Genomic DNA, 23,578 nt, shown 5'->3' on the forward strand with positions numbered 1-23,578 from the left:
GGCTCCGGGTCCGACTCCCACACGGGCTCCAGACACCACTGAGGAGGCGACCTCCGCACCGGCACACCACATACATCTATGCCGTGCTCCCGTTTCATGCGCCATGGGTCGGCGCAGCCGGTGAATGACACTCCCACGAACGGGTGTGGGAGAGGGAGCACACACCGCATTCGTGTGCCCGAACGCGCGGCGCGTTGAACGATCCCCTCAAGCACGATTCTTGACCGATCGTTCCGGAACGGATAGCTTCCCCTCACGATGCCACGCACACGCGAGTTCGACCCGGCCCAGGCGGTGGATTCCGCAATGGAGCTCTTCTGGACGAAGGGCTACGAAGCCACGTCCATGGACGATCTGGTGCGCCACCTGGGCGTGGGGCGCGGCAGCCTGTACGCCGTGTTCGGGAGCAAGCACGCGCTCTACCTGCGCGCGCTGGAGCACTACCGCGCCACCCGCAGCGGGTTCGTGGTCGAGATGCTCTCCCGCGACGCACCCGTGCGCGAGGTGGTGCGGGAGTGGCTGCAGGGGGGCGTGGACATGACGCTCACCGACCCGGAGCGCCGGCCGTGCATGATGGTGGGCGCCGCCTCCGAGCGGGCCGGGTGCGACCCCGGCGCGGGACGCTGCGTCCGCGCCAGCGCGCAGGAGATCGAGGACGCGCTGCACGCCGCACTCACGCGCGCGCAGGCCGCGGGCGAGGTGGCGCGGAGCAAGGATCCGCGCGCCCTCGCCCGCTTTTTCGTGGTCACCTCGCAGGGGCTCTCCGTGGTGGCGCGCACCGCCGGCCGCGAGGCGCTGCGCGACGCCGTGGAGGTCGCCCTTTCGGCGCTGGACTGATTTTTCTCGTCCCAAATCTGGAATGATCGTTCCAGATACTTCCGCCCGGGTGGCGGATCACCGTAGGACAAGGAGTGCACGATGAGCGCTGGACGACTGGCGGGAAAAGTGGCCGTGGTCACCGGGGGGAACAGCGGGATCGGGCTGGCAGCCGCGGAGGAGTTTGCGCGTCAGGGAGCGGCGGTGGTGATCACCGGGCGCGACCAGGCCACGCTGCACGACGCCTCGGCGCGCCTCCGCACGCTGGGCGCCGACGTGCTGGCGGAAACGGTGGACGTAACCAGCCGCGCCGACCTGGAGCGCCTGGCGGACCGGGTGCGCGAGCGGTTCGGCCGGGTGGACGCGCTCTTTGTGAACGCGGGTGTGGCGCAGTTCGCGCCGGTAGACCAGGCATCGGAGGAGCACTTCGACTGGATTTTCGACATCAACGTGCGCGGCGCCTACTTCACCGTGCAGAAGCTGCTCCCGCTGATCCCGGACGGGGGCGCGATCGTGTTCAACGGGAGCATCAACGCGCTGATCGGCATGCCGGGGTCCAGCGTGTACGCGGCCAGCAAGGCGGCCGTCCGCTCCCTGGCCCGCACCTTCTCGGCGGATCTGGTGGAGCGGCGCATCCGCGTCAACGTGGTGAGTCCCGGTCCGGTGACCACCCCGCTCTACGGGCGGCTGGGGCTTCCGCCCGAGGCGCTGGAAGCGGCCGCCGCGAACATCCAGGGGCAGGTGCCCATGAAGCGCTTCGGCGAGCCGGACGAGATCGCCAAGGCGGTCCTTTTTCTGGTGACGCCGGACTCCTCCTTCGTGCTGGGCGCCGAACTGGTGGCGGATGGCGGAATGACGCAGCTCTGAGGGGTCCGACCACGCGAAAACCTCCCCGCCGGCGATGCATGCCGGCGAGGAGGTTTCGCGATGCGTTTCGATCCGCCGCCGCCCCGGGATGGGGTGGATGGCGATGATGCCCACCCCGGAGCAGACCGTTCAGCGGCGGTCGATCAGCCGGTCCAGCGACCAGGCGCCGCTGCCGCGGATCATGACCACCACGGCGAGCGCGATGGCGAGCAGAAAGAACTCGACCCCCTCGCCCTTCTGCGCGCCGAACCAGTTCATGAAGAAGCCGTTCTGCACGTGGCTGGTGAGCGCGGCCACAAGGAGCGTAAAGCCCACGCCGAACGCGGCCACGCGGCCGGACAGCCCCACCAGCAGCCCCAGCCCGCCCAGCAGCTCGGCCGCGATGGCCAGCACGCCGAAGATGTAGGGGATGTGCATCGTTTCGGTGAAGAACTGCATCGTCCCCGAGAAGCCGTAGCCGCCGAACATCCCGAACGCCTTCTGCAGCCCGTGCGGCAGAATCATGGCGCCGAGCGCGAGCCGCGCCACCGTGGCCGTGGGATCGGCCGGCGTCGCAAGGACGCGCGCGATGCCTCGCAGTCCGGACGCCCTTCCCCGCCCCGCCGTGGTCACGCGAGCATCCGGCGCGCGCACGCCCGACGGAGCAAAGGCGGTCGCCTGCGTGGCGAAAGTCGGCTGAGTCTTGGACATGGTGATCTCCTGTCGAGTGTGTGTGACGCGTCATTCCATGACGTGTCAGCTAATCGCGTACACGAGTACGCAGATCCTGAATGGCGCTTGCTCAGGCGCGGCCGGTCCGTGCTTCCCTGCCTCCGTCTCGCCGCTCAGTCGTCGGCGGTTGGGTGCTCCGCCCCGCAGCCCTGCCGCACGTGGCCCAGCAGGCGGACGAGCACCGCGACGTCATCGTTGCTGAGCGCCCCGACCGCGGCCTCGTCCGCCGCGTCGACCTCGGCGTCCAGCCGCGCGAGGAGGGCAAGCCCGTCCTCGGTGATGCGGCAGTGCACCAGGCGCCGGTCCTCCGTGCAGCGCGTCCGCGAAACCCAGCCCTGCGACTCCAGCCTGTCCAGCAGGCGGGTGACGCCCGGCGTCTGCTCAATCAGCCGCTCCGCGATCTCGTACGTGGCCAGGGGCGTGGGATTGGACCCGCGCAGCACGCGGAGCACGTTGTACTGCGCCAGCGTGATGCCCGCGGGCTCCACCGCGGCCGCGAGCCGGCGCCGCACCACGTCCGCCGTGCGCAGCATGGCGATCGCCGCCTCCTGCGCAGGAGACCGGAACGGCCGCCGCTGCTGCAGTTCGCGTTGCAGCACCCCGTCGCTGGCAGGCGGCGCCTGCACACCTTGCATCGTCGTCATGCAGATAACTTACACGTGAATCGATGACGTGTCAAGCATCCTCCCCATCATGACTCCGCTTCGGGTAGACGAAACCCCGCACTGGTCGTGACGGCTCGTTCGGAATCCGAGCCGAGTTCGTCCTCCGCACCAAATTCCCCGCGATCCCCGCCACCCCGCGCCAGCCGCGTGGCGGCAGGTGGCGTTCGCATGGCCCGGTGATCGGAGGTTGGCGTTCAGGCGCCGGCGGTTCCGGGGGGTGCGGCCGTTCGCCCCTCGCCCACGTCCACAGGGAGGCGCAGGGTGAAGGCGGAGCCCTGGCCGGGGGTGCTCTCCAGGCTCAGGCTTCCGCCCAGCATTCCGGCCAGCCGGCGTGAGATGGGGAGCCCCAGCCCCGTGCCGCCGCGGCCGGCGCTCCCGCCCGTCTGCTCGAACTCCTGGAACACGCGCTCCTGGTCCTCGGGCGCAATGCCCGGCCCCGTATCCTCCACCCGCACCTCCACCCCGCGGCCCGCCCGCGAGAGCAGCACGCGCACGGAGCCCGCGTCCGTGAACTTGATCGCGTTGGAGAGCAGGTTCAGCACGATCTGGCGCACCCGGCCCGGGTCGGTGACCATCTGGACGGGCTCGTCGGCGAAGATCTGCAGCTCCAGCTGCTTTTCGCGCGCCTGCAGCTCCACCGTGCCCGCGATGTCGCGAAGCAGCAGCGCCAGATCCGTGGGCTCCGGAAGCAGCTTCAGCTTGCCCGCCTCCATCTTGGAGATGTCGAGCACGTCGTTCACCAGCTCCAGCAGGTGGCGGGAGCTGCGCGCCATGCGCTCCAGCGTGCTGCCCTGCGCGGGCGACAGGTCGCCATAGGCCCCTTCCCGCAGCAGCTCGCCGTAGCCCAGAATGGCGTTGAGCGGGGTGCGCAGTTCGTGGCTCATGCTGGAGAAGAAGCGCGAGCGCTCCGTCATCGCCGATTCCAGGGCCGTCGCCTGCTCCTCCAGCGCGCGCGCCTGCTGCCGCGTCTGCGCGTGCAGCACGGCGTTGTCCAGCGCCAGCGTGGCCTGCCGCCCCAGCAGCCCCAGCAGCGCCAGGTCCTGGTCGCCGAACGGCACCGCGTCCGCGCGAACCACCGCCAGCAGCGCCGGCCCGCCGGACGAGCGCGCCACGCACACCGCGGCGCCCGCGCCCAGGCCGGACGGCCACTCCCCGCCCGCATCCGGAGCGAAGCCCACCGCCGGCGCGCCGGGAAGGCACGAAAGCCGGTCCAGCACCAGGTCCACCATCACGAACCAGTCCGGGTCGTTGGTGCGGATGCCGAAGCCGGCGCGCACCTCCAGCACCGAGCCGGCCCCGGGCATGGCCAGCAGCGCCATCTCCGCTCGAAAGGTGCGCGCCACCTGTTCGGCCACGCCGTCCGCCAGCACCTGCAGGTCGCTGGCCTCCAGCGCCAGCCCCGACACCCGCGCCACCGACGCCAGCTCGTCGTACCCGCGCTTGATGCGCGCCATGACCCCCACGCGCGCCAGCAGCTCGGCGCGGCTGCACCCCTTGTTCAGGAAGTCGTAGGCGCCCAGGTCCAGCCCGCGCACGAGCAGTTCGTCGGTGGGGGCCTGCGCCGTCAGCAGCACGATGGGGATGGGAGCGGTGGATGCGTCCTGCTTCAGGCGCTCCACTACCTCGAACCCGTCCATCCCCGGCATCTGCACGTCCAGCACGATGACGTCCGGGCAGTCGGCCTGGGCGCGCTCGATCCCCTCCGGGCCGGACGAGGCACTCTGCACCGTGTGCCCTGCAGCGTTGAGGATGGCGGCCACGGTGGCCCGCGACACCTTCTGGTCGTCCACTACGAGAACGCGCGCCATCACTCTGCTCCCACGATGGAGGCGAGCACGCCGGCCATCTGTTCCAGATCCACGTCCCGCTCGGCCGATCCGCGCGCCGCGGCCGGCATCCCGTCGATCACCGCCGTCCGCGCGCTCTCCACCAGGCAGCGTCCGCCGCCGGCGCGAATGCGGGCCAGCCCCTCGGCCCCGTCGTTCCCCATCCCCGTGAGCACCACGCCCACGGCCGCGCTCCCCACCGCCTGCGCCACGGAATGGAAGAGCGTGTCCACGCAGGGCTTGTGCAGGCTCAGCGGATCGTCCCACAGGCGGATGGAAAGGGTGCCGTCCGCCTCCCGCCGCACTCCCATCTGCCGTCCCCCGGGGGCGATGAGCACCGTCCCGGGCACCAGCGCGTCGCCGTCCCGGGCCTCCGCCACGTGCAGCGGGCTGCGCCGGTCCAGCCGCTCCGCGAGCGTTTCGGTAAAGCCGTGCGGCATGTGCTGGGCGATGACGACGGCCGCCGCAAAGCCGGCGGGGAGCGCGGGAACCAGCTCCGCCAGCGCACGCGGCCCGCCCGTGGACGAGCCGATGGCCACCACTTCGTAGCGCCCCGGCCGGGCGGCGGGCGCTCCCGCGCCGGCGGTCCGCGACGCGCGCGGCGAAGGCGGCGGCGCGGCGCGCGGGGCGGTGCGGGCGCGCAGCGCGGCGCCCACCTTTTCGCGCAGCAGCGGCGCCAGGGCATGGATGTCCATCCCCGTCCCGGTCCCCTTGTCCATGAAGTCCACCGCCCCCGCCTCCAGCGCGCGCAGCGTGATCTCCGCCCCCGCCTGCGTGTGGGAGGAGAGGAGAAGGACGGGGGTGGGGCACTCGCGCATGATGCTTTCCAGCGCGGCCATGCCGTCCATCCCCGGCATTTCCACGTCCATGATCACCAGGTCGGGGCGCAGCGCGCGCACCAGGGCCAGCGCCTCCACCCCGTCGCGCGCGCCGCCGACCACGGTGACGCCCGGCAGCGGGCCCAGCATGCGCTCCGTGGCCCGGCGCACAAAGGCGCTGTCATCCACCAGCAGCACGCGCGCGGGCTCCTGAGTCACGCGGCCTCCAGGGGGCGCCTGTAAAAGAGCGCGCCCGGGCGGCGGTGCAGCTCGAAGGGGATGGGGACGTGGCGCAGGCTTTCGGCGTGCCCCAGGAACAGGTACCCGCCGGGGGCCAGCGCCTCCCACAACCCGCGCGCCGCACGCAGCACGGCGTTCTCGTCAAAGTAGATCATTACGTTCCTGCAAAGGATCAGGTGCTGGGGGCCGAGCGCCGTCCACCAGCCGTCCTGGACGAGGTTCGCGGCGGCAAAGCGCACCGGCGCGCGCACCGCGGGCCTGACCGCCCACGCGTCATCGCCGCGCGGATCGAACCAGCGGGCGCGCCACGCATCGTCCGTGGCGCGAAAGGCGTGGCCGCTGTACACGCCCGCCTCCGCCCGCTCCAGCGCGCGGGCGTCCACGTCCACCCCCGTCACCCGCAGCGCGCCCGGCGCGGCAAAGAATCCGTGCTCGCGGGCCAGGATGGAAAGCGTGTACGCCTCTTCGCCCGTGGAGCAGGCGGCGCTCAGCACCCGCGCCTGGCCGCCGGGGCCGAGCCGCGCCGCCAGCGCCGGCAGCAGTTCGCCGGCGATGACGTCCAGCGAGCCCTGCTCACGGCAGAAGTAGCTCTCGTTGTTGGTCAGGTGCGGCACCAGCCGCTCCCGCTCCGCGCCCCGTTCCGGGTGAAAGCGCAGGTGGAAGAGGAGCGCGTCGAACGAGTCCAGCCCCAGCGCAGCGCGGCGCGGCTCCAGCCGGGTGCGCAGGATTTCGCGCCGCTCGGGGCCCCAGCGGTGCCCCAGCTCCTCGGCCAGCCACTCCGCCCACGTGCGGAACTCCTCGTCGCTGAACGGGACCGCCATCAGGCGCCCGCCGTCCGGGCCACGGCCAGGGCGCGGGCGGCGGCCCGGCGAACGAGCGGGTCGGCGTCGTACTCGGCGGCGGCGTGCAGCGCAGCATCGGCGCCGGGCGCGTGCACCCGCTCCAGCGTGCGCGCGGCGGCCAGGCGCACGCGCCAGTCCCGGTCCGCCAGGGCGCGCACCAACCGCTCCGCCGCCTCCGCCGGCGCGATCCTCCGCAGCGCGATCGCGGCCACCCGGCGCAGGTCGCGGTCGTCGCCCTCGATGCGCGCAGCCACGGCATCGGCGGCGCGCGGGTCGCCCAGCTCGCCCAGCGCCTGCAGGGCCGCCGCCTGCAGCCCCGGGTCCGCCGCGTCCCCCAGCACCTGCAGCAGCATGTCCAGCGCGTCCGCCGCGCCCGTGCGCCCCAGCGCCCGCACCGCCGCGAAGCGCGCGCCCGCATCGTCCCCGCGCGCCAGAACGGAGAGCGGCCCCACCGCCCGCTCCCGCCCGGTGACGGCGAGGGCGGCGGCGAGCGAGCGGATCGCGGCCGGGTCCGTTTCCCGCGCGAGCGCGGCGGCCACCGCGGCGGCCACGCCCTCCCCCGGGCAGCGGGCAATCCCTTCCGCGGCCGCGCGCCGCGTTTCTGGCGACGGGTCTTCCAGCAGGGGGATCAGCAGCTCGCAGGCACCGCCCGAAAGGCGGCCCAGGGCCAGCGCCGCCCCGGCGCGGCGGCCGGGCTCCGCCAGCGCATCCGCCAGCAGCGCACGGACCTCCGCTTCCGGCGCCGCACGGCCCAGCGCTTCGGCCACGGTGGCGCGCACCTCGGGGTCCTCGTCGTCCAGCAGCGCCGCGACGCGCGTGGCGGCGGCGCGGTCCGGCAGCGGGGGAAGCGCGGCCACCAGCTCTTCGCGGGCCCCCGCGTCCGCCGCCTCGATGCGGGGGAGCAGGACGGCCAGCGCCACCTCCGGGGGAAGCAGGCCCAGGGCGCCCGCGGCGGCCGGGCCGCGCTCCGGGTCGCCCATGGCATCCGCCAGCAGCGCCGCGGCGTCCTCCGTCCCCGCCGCGCCCAGCAGGACGGCCGCGGCGGCATCCGCTTCCGCGCCGGCAAAGCGCGCGGCAAGCTCGTCCGCATCCGCCCGCGCCGCCTCGCGCAGCCACTCCGGCGTGGGGGGCGGAGATCCCGGCAGGAGCCCCGCCGCCGCCGCCAGCGCCGCGCGGCGCAGTTCGGCGTCGCCGGAGAGCGCGGGGCCGCGCAGCGCATCCAGCCCCGCCGGCTCGCCCAGCTCGCCGATGGCCTCCACCGCCGCGCCCGCGAGCAGGGGATCGGCGGTAGCCGCCGCCAGCGCCGGCAGTGCGCGCGCCGCGCCGATGCGGCCCAGGGCGAAGACGGCGGCCAGCGCGCGCCAGGGGTCGCCGCCCGCCACGACGGCGGCCAATGCCTCCACCGAGCGCGGATCGCCCAGCGAGCCCAGCGCGTCCGCGGCGGCCGCGGCCACGTTGGCGTCCGCGTCGTCCAGCGCCGCCTCCAGGCCGGCACGCGCCTCGGGGTTGGCGCACTCGCCCAGCGCCGACGCGGCCAGCAGGCGCACGTCCGGGTCCGCGTCGTGGCGCACCAGGCGGTCCAGCGCGCGCCGCGCCCCGGCCAGCGCGCCCGGCGCGGCGAGCGCGGCCAGAATGGAGCGCGCGGCGTTGCGGCGGCCGGCATCCGCCCCGTCGCGCAGGGCGCCTTCAAGCGCGGGGAGCAGGAGCCGCGCGTGCGGCAGCCGGGCGAGCGCGGCCAGCGCGCGCTCGCGCACCCACGTCCGCTCGTCGGCCGCGGCGGCCAGGGCGCGCTCCGCCGCGTCGCCGCCCCGCCCGGCCGTCAGCAGCGCGGCGAGTTCCTCCGCCCAGGCCGGGTCAGACACGAAAGCGGCTCACCAGCTCGGTAAGGCGCGCGGCCTGCGCGGCCACGTCGTCGGCCGCGCTGCGCGCCTCGCGCACGGAGGCCTGCGCGGCACGGGCGCCCTGCGCGATGTTTTCCGTCGCCCGCAGGATCATCTCCCCGCCCCGCTTCTGCTCGCCCGTGGCGGCGAAGACTTCCTGCGTCTGCTGGTTCATGTTTTCCGCCGCCTGCACGATCTGCCGGCTGGCCAGCGCCTGCTCGCGCGTGGCGATGCGCACCTCCTCGGCCACGTGCTGAATGTGCTGCGTGGCCTGCTGCGCCTGGCTCGCGGCCAGCACCTGCTGCTCGGTCGCCAGCGACACCTCCTGCATCAGCTCCGCCGTGCGCGCCGCCGCGGCCACGATGCGGGCGAGGGCGGTCGCCGCCGCCTCGGCCAGGGTGATCCCCTGCTCCGCCCGCTCGCCCAGCGCGCCGCTGCTTTCCAGGGCCGAATCCACCCCGCCCCGCACCGCCCGGATGGTGTGGCCGATCTCGCGCGCCGACTCCACCGAGCGCTCGGCCAGGCGGCGGATCTCCTGCGCCACGACGGCGAATCCGCGCCCGTGCTCGCCCGCGCGCGCGGCCTCGATCGCCGCGTTCAGCGCCAGCAGGTTGGTCTGGTCGGCGATGTCTTCGATGGTCTCGGAGATCTGGCCCACGGACTCGCCCTGCGCGCCCAGCACGCGCATCCGCTCCGTGAGGCGGTTGACCTCGTCGTGAATGCGGCGCATCCCCGCCACCGTCTGGTCCACCGTGTCGCCGCCGGTGGTGGCCGCCGTCTTGGCGTCCAGGGCGATGTGGCGCGTCTCGTCCACGTGCCGGCCCACCTGCTGAATGCTCGCCGCCATTTCCTGGATGGTGGCGGACGTCTGCTCCACGGCGGTCCCCAGCGTGTCGGCGCTCACCGCGGTGTGCTCGATGGACTGCCCCATCTGGCCGATGGAGCTGCTGGTCTGCTCCACCGAGGCCGCGAGCGATTCCGCGCTGGAGGCCACGCGGGTGATCTGCGCGGCGATCTCCTCCATGGAGGTGGAGGTCTGCTCCGTCGCGGCCACCTGGTCGTCCACCGTGGCGGCCATGCGCTGCGAGGTGGCGGAGATCTGCTCGGCCGCCGCAGCGGTCTGCACGGCGGCGGTGTTCACGCCGCCCACGGCGGTGCGCAGGTCGCGCGACATGCGGTTCAGCGTTTCCGTCAGCTGCCCCAGTTCGTCGCGGCTTCCGCCCGCCGCCTGCCCGGTCAGGTCGCCCTCGGCGATGGCGCCGGCGAAGCGCACGGCCTCGCGCAGCGGCTTGCCGATGCGGGCCGCCAGGAACCACGCGGTGCCCACGGCGACGGCGATCCCCAGCAGGGTGAGCCACACGGCGGTGTCGCGGGCGCGGTTGGTGGCGGCGCGAACGTCGCCCCGCCGCGCGACGGACAGCTCGCCGGCGCGCTCGTCAAAGCGGGCCAGCACCTCGCGGGCGCGGTTGGCGCCCCGCCGCCCCGCTCCGCTCTGCACGAAGCGGATGACGGAATCCATCGGCGGCCCCCCGGGGCGCAGGGTGGCCCGGCGCAGCGCGATGCCGGGGGTGGCGACGGTGCTCACCCACTCTTCGGCAAGGGCCACGGCGCTGTCCAGGCGGGCCACCTGCACCCGGTCGCGCGCCAGCCCCTGGGCCTCGTCGCGGTAGCGCTCCACGCGCCGCTCGGCCTCGGCGTACATGACCAGCGCGGTGTCCTGCCCGCTGAGCAGAAAGTCGCGGTACGCCAGGGTGCGGTCCGCCAGCGCCACCTCCAGCTGCACCGCCGCGCGCTGCACGTCTTCCAGCCGCTGCGACTCGGTGTCCAGCGCCGTGAGCCGCCGCCCCTGCTCCGCCACGGTGACGGCGATGACCGCCATCAGCGCCAGCACGGGCACGAAGCCCAGCAGGATCTTGGTGCGCACCCGCAGGTCGCCGAACCGTTCCGACACGCTCATTTCGCCTCTTGGCCCAGGACTCGTTCCAGGTGCAGCAGCGCCACCCGGCGCCCGGATGCCGGCACGGCGATGCCGGCCAGCCATCCGGGCGGCAGCGCCGCCGATGCCTCGTCGGGGGCGGCTTCTTCGCCCCCGTCCTCCTCCAGCAGTCCCACCACGCGGTCAACCAGCAGCCCCACCGGCTCGCGTTCTCGCCCCCACACCACCACCAGCCGCCCGGGTGCCCCCACCGGCGCCAGGCCCAGCCGCTCACCGAGATCCACGACGGCCAGCACCGTCCCGCGCACCTGCGCAACGCCGCGCACGCCGTTGCGCGCGAACGGAACCCGGGTGAGCAGCGGGGGGCGCAGCACCTCGCGCACCCGCTCGGCGGGAATGCCGAACTCCGCGCCGCCCACGCGCACCGAAAGCGTGCTCACGCCGCTCCGTTCAGCCGTTCGGCGACCGCGGCCAGGAGCTGGGCGGGCTGCCAGGGCTTGGGGAGAAACGCGTTCGCCCCCGCTTGGCGCGCGGCCGCCTGGTCCGCCTCGGCCGCCTCGGTGGAGCAGACGAGGACGGGAACGTCCGTCATCCCCAGCTCCGTCCGCAGCCGCCGGACGAACTCCAGGCCGTCCATCCCCGGCATGTTGATGTCCACCACCATGCCGTGCACCTTCGGGTCGCGCGCGGCGGCATCCAGCCCCTCCGCGCCGTCGGCGGCAAAGGCCAGCTCGTAGTGCGGGCCCAGCACCATGCGGTACATGCGCACCATCATGGGGCTGTCTTCCACCACCAGCAGCCGGCGTCGTTCATCCCCCACCCGTGCCTCCCCGGTACAGGTCCACGTTCATTTCCAGCATCTCCCCCGGATCCAGCAGCAGCACCACCCGCCCGCGCGCGTCCACCACCGCGCCCGAGACGCCGCGCGGGCCGCCCAGCGCCGACGGGAGCGCGCGCACGGTGGCGGCGTCCTGCGCCAGCAGCCGGTCCGCGCCCAGCGCCGCCGCGCGCGTGCCCCGTCGCAGCACCAGCACAAAGCGCGGGTCCGGCGCCGGCTCCCAGCCGAACACGCGGTCCAGGCGCACCAGCGGAACGGCCTCGTCGTGCACGGCCACGGTTTCCGCCGGGCCGGTGCGTCCGGGCGTGCCGGCGCGCAGCGTTTCTTCCACGTCCAGCGCGGGGATGGCAAAGGTCTGCCCCGCGGCCGTAAAGAACAGGACGGGCACCAGCGCCACCGTCAGCGGAACCAGCAGCACGAAGCGGGTGCCCCCCTCGTCGCCATCCTCCACCCGCACCTGGCCGCGCAGCCGCGACACGGCTTCGCGCACCACGTCCAGCCCCACGCCGCGCCCCGACACCTCGTCTGCCTCGGTCCGCGTGCTGAAGCCGGGGCGAAACAGCAGCTCGTCGACCTCCAGCTCGTCCAGCGCCTCGCCCTCCGGCACCAGGCCCAGCTGGCGGGCGCGGCGCTCGATGGCGGCGCGGTCCAGCCCGCGGCCGTCGTCCTCCACCTCGATGCGCACCCGGTCGCCGTCCTGCGCGGCGGACAGGCGGATGATCGCCGTCTCCGGCTTGCCGGCCGCGCGGCGCTCCTCCGGCGGCTCCACGCCGTGGTCCACGGCGTTGCGCACCAGGTGCAGCAGCGGGTCCAGCAGCGCGTCGGAGGTGGCCTTGTCCAGCTCCGTTCCCTCGCCGTGCAGTTCCACGCGCACCCGCTTGCCGCGCTCGCGGGCAAGCTCGGTGGCCAGCGGCGGAAAGCGCGAAAACACGCGCTCCACCGCCACCAGCCGCAGCGACGTGGCGCCGCGGCGCACGGCGGAGGCGGACGACTCCAGCTCCTCCAGCCGCTCGGCGGCTCCGCGGCGCAGCCCCGCGGCCTGCAGCGCCTGCGCGTTCTCCGCCGCCCACGCGCGCAGCCCTTCCACCGCGCGCGCCATGTCGTCTACCTGGCTCAGCAGCGGGTCCAGCCGGGCGAACGGAATGCGCAGCGATTCTTCGCGCGCCCCCGCGTCGCTTCGCCGCTCCGGCGCCGGCGCATTCCCGGTCGACGGCGTCCGCGTGGTGGATGCGGGCGCGTCGGCTGCTGTGGCGCCGGCGGCCGGGGACACGGCGCTGGCGGATGAGGAGGGAACGCCCGGCGGGATGGATGACGGGGCCGGCGCGGCTTCCATGGATATCGGGCCGTCCGCTCCGGCATCGCTCGCGGCCTCCGTGGATGTCGGGCCGTCAGACTCCGCAGCGCGCGCGGTGGATGCGGACGGCTCCGCCGCGCCCACATCCGCGGTGGCCGGTGCATCCGCCGGGGCGGAGTCTTCTGCGTCGACCAGGGACTCTCCTGCCCCACCGGCGCCATCCACCGATTCGGCAGAAAGGATCGGTACGGACGCATCATCCGGGCGCTCCGCGGCATCTGCGTCGACGACGGGCACGGTGGACGGCGCGGGGGCGGCGAGCGCATCGGCGAGTTCCGCGCGCAGGGGGGCGAGGGGCGCGAACGCCTGCTCCTGCTCCGCCCCGCCCGCGGCCTCCAGCGCGCGGCGAAGGGCGGCGGCGGCGCGGTGCAGCACGTCCAGCGGCAGCACGGCCGGGGCGGGCGCGCGCTTGAACGCGTCTTCTACGCCGTGCACCAGCTCCTGCAGGGGCCGCAGCCCCAGCATGGCCGCGTTGCCCTTGATGGTGTGCAGCGCGCGGAGCAGTTCGGCCCGCTGCGCTTCGTCGGGGGCCTGTCCGGCGTCCAGCCCGGCAAGCGCGGCATCGAGCCGCGCCAGCTGGGCACGGCCCTCGTCGCGAAAGTCGCCGAAGAGCTCGGAAAGGTCCAGCAGGTCCGACAGAATTCTGCTCCCGTGAGGGGATCTGGATGCCGGTTACCCGGCGGACTTGTCAGGCAATGCAAACGTCTGTCCACCGGCATTCGGAGTCGCTCCAACGGGCTGTGTTCCGCACGCGCGGTTGGACGAACTTCCGGCTCCGCGACGAGCCGGCGCTTGCCCCGTGTTCGCGGCCGGTGCGGTGGAAACGGATGGCGCGCAAACGAAACCGGCGGAGAGCCACATGGGCGCTCCGCCGGTGATGATGTCCTGATCCGTCTCAGCCTGCGCCCGATCGGCTCCCGTCCGGCCGCCCGCGCGCGTTGCCCTGCGTCCCCCTACGCCACCGGCGCCACGCCGCGCTCCCGCGCCCACTGCCTCGTCCCGTCTTGCGCCTCGCGCAGGCTGGTGCCGAACTCCAGCACCGCTTCGGCGACGAGCAGATCCATCGCCAGCTCATCCTCCGGCGCGTACCGGGCCAGCTTGATCGAGGAGTTCGCCACCGCCTCCAGCGCGCCGAACCGGTCTGTCAGGATCTCCAAGAGCCGCATGGGCGAGGGCGTAAGCTGCTGTTCCATGCCGAACCTCCAAGCTCTTGACCCTAAGCGCCGGGCAGCGATACTCTACCGGCGGCCCTCGGGTCGTTCACGGATGAGGCTGGCTGAATCTTCTTGGCGGGAGAGCAGCCAGCCTTGTCTTTTGTCGCTGCCCGTCAATAGTATATACACGGAACTCGGCGCCGTCAACACGCTGTCTACATGGATTTCAGAACCGCAACGAACCTGCTTGGCCTTCCGGCCACGGAGTTGGCAAAGGCGTTCAGCTTGCAACCGCAGACCATACGTCAGATGCGATTGGCCCCCGACGCGGCGAGCTACCGTTCGCCTCCGGCCGGGTGGGAGAAGGTCGTCGTGAACCTCGCGCGGGAGCGCGGGCGCGAACTCGACCGGCTGGTTAAGGAACTCGAGAATATTCGGTGACCCAAGTTGCCCACCGGACACTCGCTTGCCGGATGCACCATCCTTGAGCATTATCTTGCCGCACGCCTGCCACTGACTGTCACTTTCTCTTACAAGGACGAACCGAGCTATGCGCGATATCGACGTTCGCATCGCGCTACGCCGGTCTGATCTTGACAGGTTCGCCGCTGATGGCGGAAGCCGGGTAGTCGAGGAGATGGGCATTTTCCGAGGCGAGTACCGGATCGACGCGGCGGTCGTGAACGGTCACCTGCACGGTTACGAGATCAAGAGCGCGCGGGACACACTCACGCGGCTACCCGCACAGGCCAACGCCTACGCCTTAGTTTTCGACTTCCTGACGCTTGTTGCCGCAGCTAGCCACTTGAAGCGGGCAGCGACCTTGCTTCCGTGTTGGTGGGGGCTTCGTTTAGCTGAATCGACTGGCACGTGCGTCCAGCTCTCGGAAATCCGCCCCGCTACGCGCAACACCTCCGTCGATCCATACCACGTTGCGCAGCTACTCTGGAAAACGGAGGCGCTCGAAGTCCTTGACCGGCACGGCGGAGCGCGTGGTTTTCGCAGCAAGACTACGTTTACGACCTGGCGAGAACTCACCCGGCGACTAACGCTACCTGAACTGCAGGACGAAGTTCGGGCAATGCTGAAGCGGCGGAAAAGCTGGCCTTCGGCCGGAGTTCAGCCCCCGAATATGTCTTGAACGACGACCGCCAAGTGGTGTGACGTACCGATCTTCCGCCACTCCTTCGCGCCACCCCACCCCTTCCCGCCTTTGCCCTTTTCCAACTGGGCCGCGAGTCGCGCGAGTTCGCCGTCCCCCCAACTGAAGCTTGGACCATAACGCTGGTACTCCGGCGTGCTGACCACGTACCGTGCAAGGTCGCGGTACGGGAACGGCTGCGTTTCGGACGCCCGGCGACGCTTTACCAAGAGAAACACGTCTCCAGCCGTGTAGCGCAATGAGGGAGGGCCTGTCCTTCCGAAGGCCGGGAAAGCCGGGTGCGAGACGCCATAATCCCCGAACTGCACCTCGAAGCCCCAGTCACTCCGGGCACGAATGCGGCGCCACAGCGCCCACTCGCCGCGCGGAAGGCGCGCTTCTCCAGCACCTGTGATCATCCCTAGGTTCTCGGGAAACGTAGATGCCGCCAGCGTCACACTTCGCCACCCCCGCGGAGGAAGCGCGAGCAGCATCTGGCGCGCGGTGAAATAGGTGGACTCACCTGCATCGGCGGGCACCGATCCGAGATCGATCAGGATATCGGTGTCTGCGGCGACGACCCCAGTGTCAGAAGCGACCCTAGCGAGCACGTCACTTACTTGGACCGCGAAGTCGGCCGAGCGCAGCCGGGCTACCACTCCGTTTCTAAACCCCAACGAAGAAATTCGCTCGGCACTGCGGGGGTTACTCCGGACTACCGGCACTAGGCGCAGTCCCGAGTCTGCAGCCTCGCGCACGAAGTACCCGTGAGGGTCGCCGAACTCATAGTCGTCAGGTCCGAGCGCACCCGTGTCGATCCAGACAGGCCCAGTCTGCGCCCAAGCCCCGGAGAGCCGTTCCGCCATGGTGGGGAATGGGTTCCGCCGAGGTGCAGGGTCGCCCTCTTCCGCGTCGTCGGGATCGGCCTGTGGAAGCGGCGGAACGTCGATCAACGGGGTGATGGTGTTGCGGCCAGCCGAGTCGACCTCTGCAAGTGCCCTCAGTTCACCCCAGCGGGCCTTGAGGATTGGCGTGTAAGTAGGATGCATGATGATGGCGACTCTAGTGGTTAGACATGTAAGAGGGATCTACTCGAGCCGATCAGCGGCGATCCACCCGGCGTCACTGCAGGCCCGTTCGGAAAGTATACGGTACTCGGTTTGCATCTGCAAACGTTACGATAGATTTCAGTCGAAAAGATGTTAGATCGCTGCAGAACCGACTCGGCAAGCACCGCGCAAACCCAACATCACTGACCCAAAAGCAAACCGGCGGAGAGCCCGAAGGCCCTCCGCCGATCTTTTCACCTACCGAATCCGTTCAGGCTTTCGCCCGATCGGCTCAGTACATGCCGTCCATGCCGCCGCCGCCCGGCATCGCGGGGGCGCCGGCGCCCTTGGGCTCCGGCTTCTCCGTGATGACGGCCTCGGTGGTCAGCAGCAGCCCGGCGATGCTCGACGCGTTCTGCAGCGCCGTGCGGGTCACCTTGGTGGGGTCGATGACGCCGGCCTGCACCAGGTCCTCGTACACGTCCGTGCGGGCGTTGTAGCCGTACGACGGGCTCTCGCTCGCGCGCACCTGCGCCACCACGATGCTGCCTTCCACACCGGCGTTGGTCGCGATCTGGCGGATGGGCTCCTCCAGGGCGCGCTCAATGATGCGCACGCCAATGTTCTCGTCGGCGTCCTCGAGCTTCATGGTGCGCAGGCCGGCCTGGGCGCGCAGCAGCGCCACGCCGCCGCCGGGCACGATGCCCTCTTCCACCGCCGCGCGGGTCGCGTGCAGAGCGTCCTCCACGCGGGCCTTCTTTTCCTTCATCGCCGTCTCGGTGGCGGCGCCCACGTGAATCACCGCAACACCGCCGGCCAGCTTGGCCAGGCGCTCCTGCAGCTTCTCGCGGTCGTAGTCCGAGGTGGTCTTGTCCATCGCGTTGCGGATCTCGGCGATCCGGCCCTTGATGGCCTCGGCGTCACCCGCGCCGTCGATGATGGTGGTGTTGTCCTTGTCGATCACCACGCGCTTGGCGCGGCCCAGGTCGCTCACCACGGCGTTCTCCAGCTTGAAGCCGACTTCCTCGGTGATCAGCTGGCCGCCCGTAAGGATGGCGATGTCCTGCAGCATGGCCTTGCGGCGGTCGCCAAAGCCCGGCGCCTTGACGGCGGCCACGCGCAGCGTGCCGCGCAGCTTGTTGACGACGAGCGTGGCCAGGGCCTCGGCCTCCACGTCCTCGGCGATGATCATGAGCGGACGGCCCATCTGCGCGACCTTTTCCAGGATCGGCAGAAGGTCCTTCATGGTGCTGACCTTCTTGTCGTGGATCAGGATCAGCGCGTCCTCAAGAACGGCCTCCATGCGGTCCGGGTCGGTCACGAAGTACGGCGACACGTAGCCGCGGTCGAACTGCATGCCTTCCACGGTCTCCAGCGTGGTCTCCAGGCCCTTGGCCTCCTCGACCGTGATCACGCCGTCCTTGCCGACCTTCTCCATGGCGTCGGCGATCAGGTTGCCGATCTCTTCGTCGCTGTTGGCGGAGATGGTGCCGACCTGGGCGATTTCCTTCTTGCCGGCCGTCTCCACAGAGATGCTCTTCAGCTCGGCGATGACGGCTTCCACGGCCTTGTCGATGCCGCGCTTGAGCGACATGGGGTTGGCGCCGGCCGTGACGTTCTTGAGGCCTTCACGAAAGATGGCCTGGGCGAGCACGGTGGCGGTGGTGGTGCCGTCGCCGGCCAGGTCGCTGGTCTTGGTGGCGACTTCCTTCACCATCTGCGCGCCCATGTTCTCGATCGAATCCTCGAGCTCGATCTCCTTGGCGACGCTGACGCCGTCCTTGGTGATCAGGGGCGAGCCGAACTTGCGGTCGATGACCACGTTGCGGCCCTTGGGGCCGAGCGTGACCTTGACGGCTTCGGCCAGCTTGTCGATGCCGCGCTTCAGAGAGGCGCGGGCATCCGTGTTGAACGTAAGCTCCTTGGCAGCCATGCGTTCGTTCCTTTTATCTGCAGGTTAGAAAAGTCGGTCAGGCACTCGGACGTGGGCGAACGGTGGGCTCAGCCCACCACCGCGAGCACGTCGGACTCACGCAGGATCAGGTACTGCTCGCCTTCGACGGTGACTTCGGTGCCGCTGTACTTTCCGTACAGCACCTTGTCGCCCACCTTGAGCTCCATGTCGACGCGCTTGCCGTCTTCGACGCGGCCATTGCCCACCGCCACCACTTCGCCCTGCTGGGGCTTTTCCTTGGCGGTGTCGGGAATGTACAGCCCGCCACGCATCTGCTCGCTCTCCTCGAGCGCCTTGATGACGACGCGGTCTGCCAGCGGCTTGACCTTGATGTCGGTCGCGGTAGCCATCAGTAACCCTCCGTGAATGAGATTGGGGTGAAGCTTGTTAGCACTCAACCGTCGCGAGTGCTAACGACAGGGGTCAACATACGACATTCGCTGGCCCTGTCAAGCGGGAAGGCGGGCCGGACGGACGCCGGGGGGCGCCGGCCCGCACGGCGCCGCGCGAGTGCATCCGTCGTACCCGTTCGAGTCCGCCGGGATGGCCGGATTGCTTGCCGGAGCGGCAGACGGGGTGTCGTTCAGGGCAGAGTCCGCCCACCGCCGGTTCACGCGGAGGACGCGGGGGTGGCGGTACGCGGGGGGAACTGCGGAGGGATGGGAACGTGGTGCGGTTCGGAGGGATGGGTGCATGCCGCGGGCGGGCCCCTCCCCCGGCCCCTCCCCGTGCAAACTGCGCACGGAGAGGGGAGAACGGCGGCTTGGCGCACTTTGGGAAGGTGCCGCGCATTCGGAGAGGCCCCCCTCTCCCCGGCCCTCTCCCCCGCTCCGCAGGAGAAAGGGAGACCTCAGCGCGAGGGCGGCGTTCGGCACCGAACTCGCGGCCGCGTGCAGGTGAAGTCTCCCCGTCTGGTTGGGGAGACTTTCCGCGGTTGTTGCGGCGAATTCATTCGCTCCGCCACTCTCGGCCTCACCCAACTCCGGCCGATTGCACCGGTCTTCTGCCCCGGCCCCGGGGGAGGACCGCAGCGGCCCTCGCCGTCCCAAGCCCGGGCCCGCGGCCCGGAGCCTCACAGCAGTATCGTGAGGCTTTCAGCCGTTGTTGCGGCGGCTTCAGCCGCTCAGCAGGCCAGGTTGATCTTGGCCGAGTTCATCCAGCCGGCGCTGCAGAAAGCGTCGCTCGGGCTCCTGCCGCGCGAGGGCCAGCGCGCGCTCGTACGAGGCACGCGCATCCCCGGCGCGGCCCGCGCGGGCGCACAGGTCGGCGCGCGCGGCGTGCGCGAGGTGGTAGTCGCGCAGTTCGCCGCGGCCCAGCAGCGCGTCGATCAACGCCAGTCCGGCTTCCGTCCCGTCGCGCATGGCGATCGCCGCCGCGCGGTTCAGTTCCACCACCGGCGACGGATCGGCGCGCAGCAGCACGTCGTACAATCCCACGATCTGCGGCCAGTCCGTTTCCGCCGCCGTGCGCGCCTCGGAGTGCACGGCGGCGATGGCGGCCTGCAGCGTGTACGGGCCAAAGCGGCGCGACCGGAGCGCGCGCTCCACCAGCCCCTGCCCTTCCGCGATCAGCCCGGCGTCCCACCGCGAGCGGTCCTGGTCCGCGAGCAGCACCAGTTCGCCCGCCGCCGTCGTCCGCGCAGCGCGACGTGAGTCCTGCAGCAGCATCAGCGCGAGCAGGCCGATCACCTCCGGCTCCGGCAGCAGTTCCGCGAGCAGCCGCCCCAGCCGGATCGCCTCGGCGGAAAGATCGGCGCGAGTCAGCGCCTCGCCGGCGGAGGCGGAGTAGCCTTCGTTGAAGACGAGGTAGACCACCTGCAGCACGGCGTCCAGCCGTTCCGGCAGGTCCTCGGGTGACGGGATCTGGTAGGGGATGCGCGCGTCGCGGATCTTGGCCTTCGCGCGGACGATGCGCTGCGCCAGCGTGGGCGGGCCGGTCAGGTACGCGCGCGCGACCTCCTCCGTGGTCAGCCCGCACACCTCGCGCAGGGTGAGCGCCACGCGCGCGTCCGGCGAGAGCGCCGGGTGGCAGCAGGTGAAGATGAGCCGCAGCCGGTCGTCCTCGATCCCGTCCCCGTCCCGCTCCTCGGGTTGGGCGCGGTCCTCCAGGTGTGCGGCGATGTCTGCCACGCGCGCGTCCCACCGAGCGCGGCGGCGCACGGCATCGATCGCGCGAAATCGGCCGGCGGAAACGAGCCAGGCGCGCGGGTTGGCCGGCACGCCCTCGCGCGGCCACCGCTCCAGCGCGGCGGCGAAGGCATCGTGCAGCGCCTCTTCCGCCAGGTCAAAGTCGCCCAGCAGGCGGATCAGGGTCGCGAGAACGCGGCGCGACTCGGCGCGGTAGACGGAATCCACCGCCCGCCGCGCGAGCCCCGCCGCGTCCTCGCCCGTCATCGTCCCCGGCTACTGCGGCTGCGCGGCGAAGTCCACCACCGGGCGGATCTCGATGCTCCCGATGCGCACGGACGGAATGCGCGAGGCGATCTGGATGGCCTCATTCAGGTCGCGCGCCTCGATCAGGTAAAAGCCGCCCAGCTGCTCCTTGGTCTCGGCGAACGGCCCGTCCGTGGTCGACAGCTTGCCGTTGCGCATGCGGATGGTCGTCGCGGTCGACACGGGCTGCAGCGCCTCGCCGGCGATCATGTGCCCACTCTTCGCGACCTCGTTGCTGAAGGCGAAGTACTCGCTCATCATGGCGCCCGCCTCGCTCTTCGGCATGTTGGCCCACACCTGCTCGTCATCATAGATCATGCACAGGTACTTCATCGGATGGCTCCCTTCTGGGGTGGATACCGCAGTGAACATCCCATAGCCGAACGGGGAACCCCGAAATCGACATCCTCCCGCGGCGGATGTGAAATCAGGTTGCGAAACGCGTACGGAGGATGTGCGGATGGGGACGGGGACGGCGGAAAACGATGGCGAAAGCGGCGCCCGGGGAGGGCGCCGCCGGGTCAGCTTTCGCGGTACGGGACTTCGATGACAAGCCCGTCGTACGCTGTCACCACGTCGGGAAAGATGGGCTTGGCCTCGCGCTCCAGCAGCCGCGGATCATCCGCGTAGCGCGGGCTGAAGTGCGTGAGCGCCAGCCGCCGCACGCCGATGGAAGCGGCAAGCTCCGCCGCCTCGCGCGCCGTGCTGTGTCCCGTCGCCACGGCGCGCTCCGCCTCGTCCTGCGCGAACGTGGCTTCGTGGATCAGCAGGTCCGCGTTCTTTGCATGCTCGCGCGTCCCCGCCGTGGGGCGCGTGTCGCCGGTATACACCACGCGGCGGCCGGGGCGCGCCTCGCCCACCAGTTCCTCGGGGCGAAAGACGCGGCCGTCCACCTCCACCGTTTCGCCGTGGTGCAGCTTGCCCCACAGCGGCCCCTCGGGAATGCCGAGTTCCCGGGCGCGCGCCGCGTTGAAGCGCCCCATCCGCGCGTGCTCCACCACCGCGTAGCCCAGCGAGCGCCCCGCGTGCTGCGTGCGGAATGGGACGATCTCATAGTCGCCCCGGTTCACCGCCTCGCCCGGCTCCAGTTCGTGGATGGGCACCTCGAACGGAACGCGCTCCACGCCGAGATCGACGGCCTGCCGCAGCGTGTCCGCGGTGCCGCGCGGGGTCCACAGCCGCACGGGCTCCTCGCGCGCCTGCAGCCCCAGCGTGCGCAGCAGCCCGATCACGCCGAGGAAGTGGTCGGCGTGCAGGTGCGTAAAGAAGATGTCATCGAAGGCGAACCCGGTGCCGTAGCGCATCATCTGCCGCTGCGTCCCCTCGCCGCAGTCGAACATCATCACGTCGCCCTCGCGCTGAATCATCAGCGAGGAAACGTTGCGCCCCACCGTAGGCCGCGCCGCGGCGGTGCCGAGAAAGGTTACGCGCACGCGGAAACCCCGGAACAGAAGTGCCCAGGTTCAAGTGCCCAGGGCCCAGCGACCGCTTCTCCTGGGCACCGGGCACTCGGCACTTGGTACTTCTGTTCCCTGGGAAAGAAGTGCCCAGGTCCAAGTGCCCAGGGCCCAGCATGCGAACCTCCTTGGCACTGGGCACCTTGCACTTGGAACTGCCGTTCCCTCATGCCGTCACCACCTCCACCTTCAGCCCCGGCTCGATCTCCGTCTTGGGGATCAGCGCCGGCCAGTACGCCATGATCTCCTGCACCGCCGGGCGCCCGCCCGCAAAGCCGGTCACGGACGGCGGGCCGGCGAGCACCAGCGGCGCGATCTCCTTGGTGAAGCGCTCCACCGCCGCGCGGTCCTGCCCGCGCACGCCCCAGCGCACCGTCACCTCGGGAAGGTCGCGGGGCAGCGGGCCGGCCAGCGGGCCGTGCGTGGCGTTCCATCCCACGTACTCGGTCAGGATCTCGTCGAACTTCAGCCCCAGCCGGTCCAGCCGCTCGCGCAGCACGCGGTCGGCCATCTGCGCCTTTTCAATGGCGTCCGGCCAGGCGTAGACGAGCGTTCCCGTCGCCTTGTAGCCGTCGCTGTACGCGATGCTCACCTTGAGCAGGTCCGTCCGCGGGCCGCCCTTGACGCCATGGACGCGCACCCGGTCGGGGCCGGCCTCTTCCAGGCGGATGCTGGTGAAGTCGGCCACCACGTCCGGCGTGATGTAGCTGTGCGGATCGCCCATCTCGTAGACGAGCTGCTCCTTGACCGTGGGCACCGTCACGCGGCCGCCGGTGCCGTCGTGCTTGGTGACGATGAAGCTGCCGTCGGGCGAGGCCTCGATGATGGGGTAGCCGATGTTGGCCAGCTCCGGCACCGTGCGCCAGTCCACCAGGTGGTTGCCGCCCGACGCCTGCGCACCGCACTCGTTGATGTGCCCGGCCACGACCCCCGCGGCGATGCGGTCGTTGTCGTCCAGGCTCCACCCGAACTCGTGGATCATGGGCGCGTACGTCAGCGCCGTATCCGTGCTGCGGCCGGTGATGACGACGTGCGCGTCCTGGCGCAACGCCTCCACGATGGGGCGCGCGCCAATGTAGGCGTTGGCGCTCTGCACGCGGTCCAGCACGGTGGAAAGGGGCTCGCCCGTTTCCATGTTGCGCAGTTCCACGCCGCGTGCCAGCAGGTCCGGAAGGCGCTCCAGAATGTCGTCGCCGGTGATCATGCCGATGCGCGCGCGCCCGCCGAGCCCGGCCTTGCGCGCCTCTTCCAGCACGGCGTCGCGGCAGCCGCCGGGGTTCACGCCGCCCGCGTTGGCCACCACGCGAATCCCCCGCTCCACCACTGCCGGCAGGATCTCGCCCATCAGCGGCACGAAGTCGCGCGCGTACCCGGCGGACGGGTTGCGGCTGCGCTGCTTCTGCATGATCGACATGGTGACCTCAGCCAGGTAGTCGAGCATCAGGTAGTCGATAGGGCCGCCTTCCACCTGCTGCTTGGGCGCGTCCAGCTGGTCTCCCCAGAAGCCCTGCCCCGAGGCGATGCGAATGGTCTGTTTCATCAGGTCGATGTCGGTCGATGCAGCGCGCCGGAGCGCGTCATGAGCTTGCCTTGGGGTC

22 protein-coding genes are annotated in these 23,578 nt (G+C 71.3%); 4 read left to right on the forward strand and 18 right to left on the reverse strand.

The window, feature by feature from the left end; genetic code table 11:
* Nucleotides 1–258: 258 nt before the first annotated feature.
* The gene (locus tag VF665_RS14195; RefSeq protein ID WP_331054091.1) at nt 259–837 is read left to right on the forward strand and encodes a helix-turn-helix domain-containing protein; all 579 of its coding nucleotides are present in this window, start codon (nt 259–261) and stop codon (nt 835–837) included.
* Nucleotides 838–918: 81 nt separating this feature from the next.
* Nucleotides 919–1,683, forward strand: coding sequence for an SDR family oxidoreductase (locus VF665_RS14200; protein WP_331054092.1), 765 nt, complete (start codon nt 919–921; stop codon nt 1,681–1,683).
* A 129-nt stretch (nt 1,684–1,812) separates the two neighbouring features.
* On the opposite strand, the gene VF665_RS14205 is transcribed toward VF665_RS14200, so the two are convergent.
* From VF665_RS14205 to VF665_RS14255, 11 genes are all read right to left on the reverse strand, one after another.
* On the reverse strand, nt 1,813–2,373 hold the full coding sequence (locus VF665_RS14205) for a DoxX family protein (protein WP_331054093.1): 561 nt from the start codon (nt 2,371–2,373) through the stop codon (nt 1,813–1,815).
* Between the two features lie 134 nt (nt 2,374–2,507).
* Complete coding sequence (locus tag VF665_RS14210; protein WP_331054094.1) at nt 2,508–3,038, reverse strand: MarR family winged helix-turn-helix transcriptional regulator; 531 nt, start codon at nt 3,036–3,038, stop codon at nt 2,508–2,510.
* A gap of 215 nt (nt 3,039–3,253) precedes the next feature.
* Entirely contained in the window at nt 3,254–4,867 is a 1,614-nt protein-coding gene (locus tag VF665_RS14215) for a hybrid sensor histidine kinase/response regulator (protein WP_331054095.1), read from the reverse strand.
* Entirely contained in the window at nt 4,867–5,922 is a 1,056-nt protein-coding gene (gene cheB / locus VF665_RS14220; RefSeq protein WP_331054096.1) for a chemotaxis-specific protein-glutamate methyltransferase CheB, read from the reverse strand. The genes VF665_RS14215 and cheB overlap by 1 nt, the downstream gene beginning before the upstream one ends.
* Entirely contained in the window at nt 5,919–6,764 is an 846-nt protein-coding gene (locus VF665_RS14225) for a protein-glutamate O-methyltransferase CheR (RefSeq protein WP_331054097.1), read from the reverse strand. Before VF665_RS14225 ends, cheB begins: the two co-directional genes overlap by 4 nt.
* The gene (locus VF665_RS14230; protein ID WP_331054098.1) at nt 6,764–8,647 is read right to left on the reverse strand and encodes a HEAT repeat domain-containing protein; all 1,884 of its coding nucleotides are present in this window, start codon (nt 8,645–8,647) and stop codon (nt 6,764–6,766) included. Before VF665_RS14230 ends, VF665_RS14225 begins: the two co-directional genes overlap by 1 nt.
* Nucleotides 8,640–10,622: a methyl-accepting chemotaxis protein gene (locus VF665_RS14235; RefSeq protein WP_331054099.1), complete on the reverse strand. Its 1,983-nt coding sequence runs from the start codon at nt 10,620–10,622 to the stop codon at nt 8,640–8,642. The genes VF665_RS14230 and VF665_RS14235 overlap by 8 nt, the downstream gene beginning before the upstream one ends.
* Nucleotides 10,619–11,041 (reverse strand): chemotaxis protein CheW, encoded by a 423-nt coding sequence (locus VF665_RS14240; protein ID WP_331054100.1) that lies wholly within the window; start codon nt 11,039–11,041, stop codon nt 10,619–10,621. The genes VF665_RS14235 and VF665_RS14240 overlap by 4 nt, the downstream gene beginning before the upstream one ends.
* Nucleotides 11,038–11,421, reverse strand: coding sequence for a response regulator (locus tag VF665_RS14245; protein ID WP_331054101.1), 384 nt, complete (start codon nt 11,419–11,421; stop codon nt 11,038–11,040). Before VF665_RS14245 ends, VF665_RS14240 begins: the two co-directional genes overlap by 4 nt.
* Nucleotides 11,411–13,435 (reverse strand): chemotaxis protein CheA, encoded by a 2,025-nt coding sequence (locus VF665_RS14250; RefSeq protein ID WP_331054123.1) that lies wholly within the window; start codon nt 13,433–13,435, stop codon nt 11,411–11,413. Before VF665_RS14250 ends, VF665_RS14245 begins: the two co-directional genes overlap by 11 nt.
* A 311-nt stretch (nt 13,436–13,746) precedes the next feature.
* Nucleotides 13,747–13,986 (reverse strand): hypothetical protein, encoded by a 240-nt coding sequence (locus VF665_RS14255; protein WP_331054102.1) that lies wholly within the window; start codon nt 13,984–13,986, stop codon nt 13,747–13,749.
* Nucleotides 13,987–14,166: 180 nt separating this feature from the next.
* On the opposite strand from VF665_RS14255, the gene VF665_RS14260 reads away from it, so the two are divergent.
* Together VF665_RS14260 and VF665_RS14265 are read left to right on the forward strand one after the other, a co-directional pair.
* Nucleotides 14,167–14,388 carry a hypothetical protein gene (locus tag VF665_RS14260; RefSeq protein ID WP_331054103.1) on the forward strand — a complete coding sequence of 74 codons (222 nt, stop codon included), beginning with the start codon at nt 14,167–14,169 and terminating at the stop codon, nt 14,386–14,388.
* A gap of 109 nt (nt 14,389–14,497) precedes the next feature.
* The gene (locus VF665_RS14265; protein WP_331054104.1) at nt 14,498–15,088 is read left to right on the forward strand and encodes a sce7726 family protein; all 591 of its coding nucleotides are present in this window, start codon (nt 14,498–14,500) and stop codon (nt 15,086–15,088) included.
* Here VF665_RS14265 and VF665_RS14270 read toward each other — a convergent pair.
* The 7 genes from VF665_RS14270 to VF665_RS14300 all read right to left on the reverse strand — a co-directional run bounded on the left by VF665_RS14270 (nt 15,067) and on the right by VF665_RS14300 (nt 23,520).
* Entirely contained in the window at nt 15,067–16,137 is a 1,071-nt protein-coding gene (locus tag VF665_RS14270) for a beta family protein (RefSeq protein ID WP_331054105.1), read from the reverse strand. The two genes, VF665_RS14265 and VF665_RS14270, sit on opposite strands and share 22 nt — an antisense overlap.
* Nucleotides 16,138–16,429: 292 nt before the next feature.
* Nucleotides 16,430–18,070 carry a chaperonin GroEL gene (groL, locus tag VF665_RS14275; RefSeq protein WP_331054106.1) on the reverse strand — a complete coding sequence of 547 codons (1,641 nt, stop codon included), beginning with the start codon at nt 18,068–18,070 and terminating at the stop codon, nt 16,430–16,432.
* A 68-nt stretch (nt 18,071–18,138) separates the two neighbouring features.
* Nucleotides 18,139–18,423, reverse strand: a complete 285-nt coding sequence (groES, locus tag VF665_RS14280; protein WP_331054124.1) for a co-chaperone GroES — start codon at nt 18,421–18,423, stop codon at nt 18,139–18,141.
* 783 nt (nt 18,424–19,206) lie between these two features.
* Nucleotides 19,207–20,484: an RNA polymerase sigma factor gene (locus tag VF665_RS14285; RefSeq protein ID WP_331054107.1), complete on the reverse strand. Its 1,278-nt coding sequence runs from the start codon at nt 20,482–20,484 to the stop codon at nt 19,207–19,209.
* A 9-nt stretch (nt 20,485–20,493) separates the two neighbouring features.
* The gene (locus VF665_RS14290) at nt 20,494–20,856 is read right to left on the reverse strand and encodes a YciI family protein (RefSeq protein WP_331054108.1); all 363 of its coding nucleotides are present in this window, start codon (nt 20,854–20,856) and stop codon (nt 20,494–20,496) included.
* A 188-nt stretch (nt 20,857–21,044) separates the two neighbouring features.
* Nucleotides 21,045–21,956 (reverse strand): ribonuclease Z, encoded by a 912-nt coding sequence (locus tag VF665_RS14295; protein WP_331054109.1) that lies wholly within the window; start codon nt 21,954–21,956, stop codon nt 21,045–21,047.
* Between the two features lie 190 nt (nt 21,957–22,146).
* Nucleotides 22,147–23,520, reverse strand: coding sequence for an acyclic terpene utilization AtuA family protein (locus tag VF665_RS14300; protein ID WP_331054110.1), 1,374 nt, complete (start codon nt 23,518–23,520; stop codon nt 22,147–22,149).
* Between the last annotated feature and the right edge of the window lie 58 nt (nt 23,521–23,578).

The organism is Longimicrobium sp., assembly GCF_036387355.1.
Classification (GTDB): domain Bacteria; phylum Gemmatimonadota; class Gemmatimonadetes; order Longimicrobiales; family Longimicrobiaceae; genus Longimicrobium.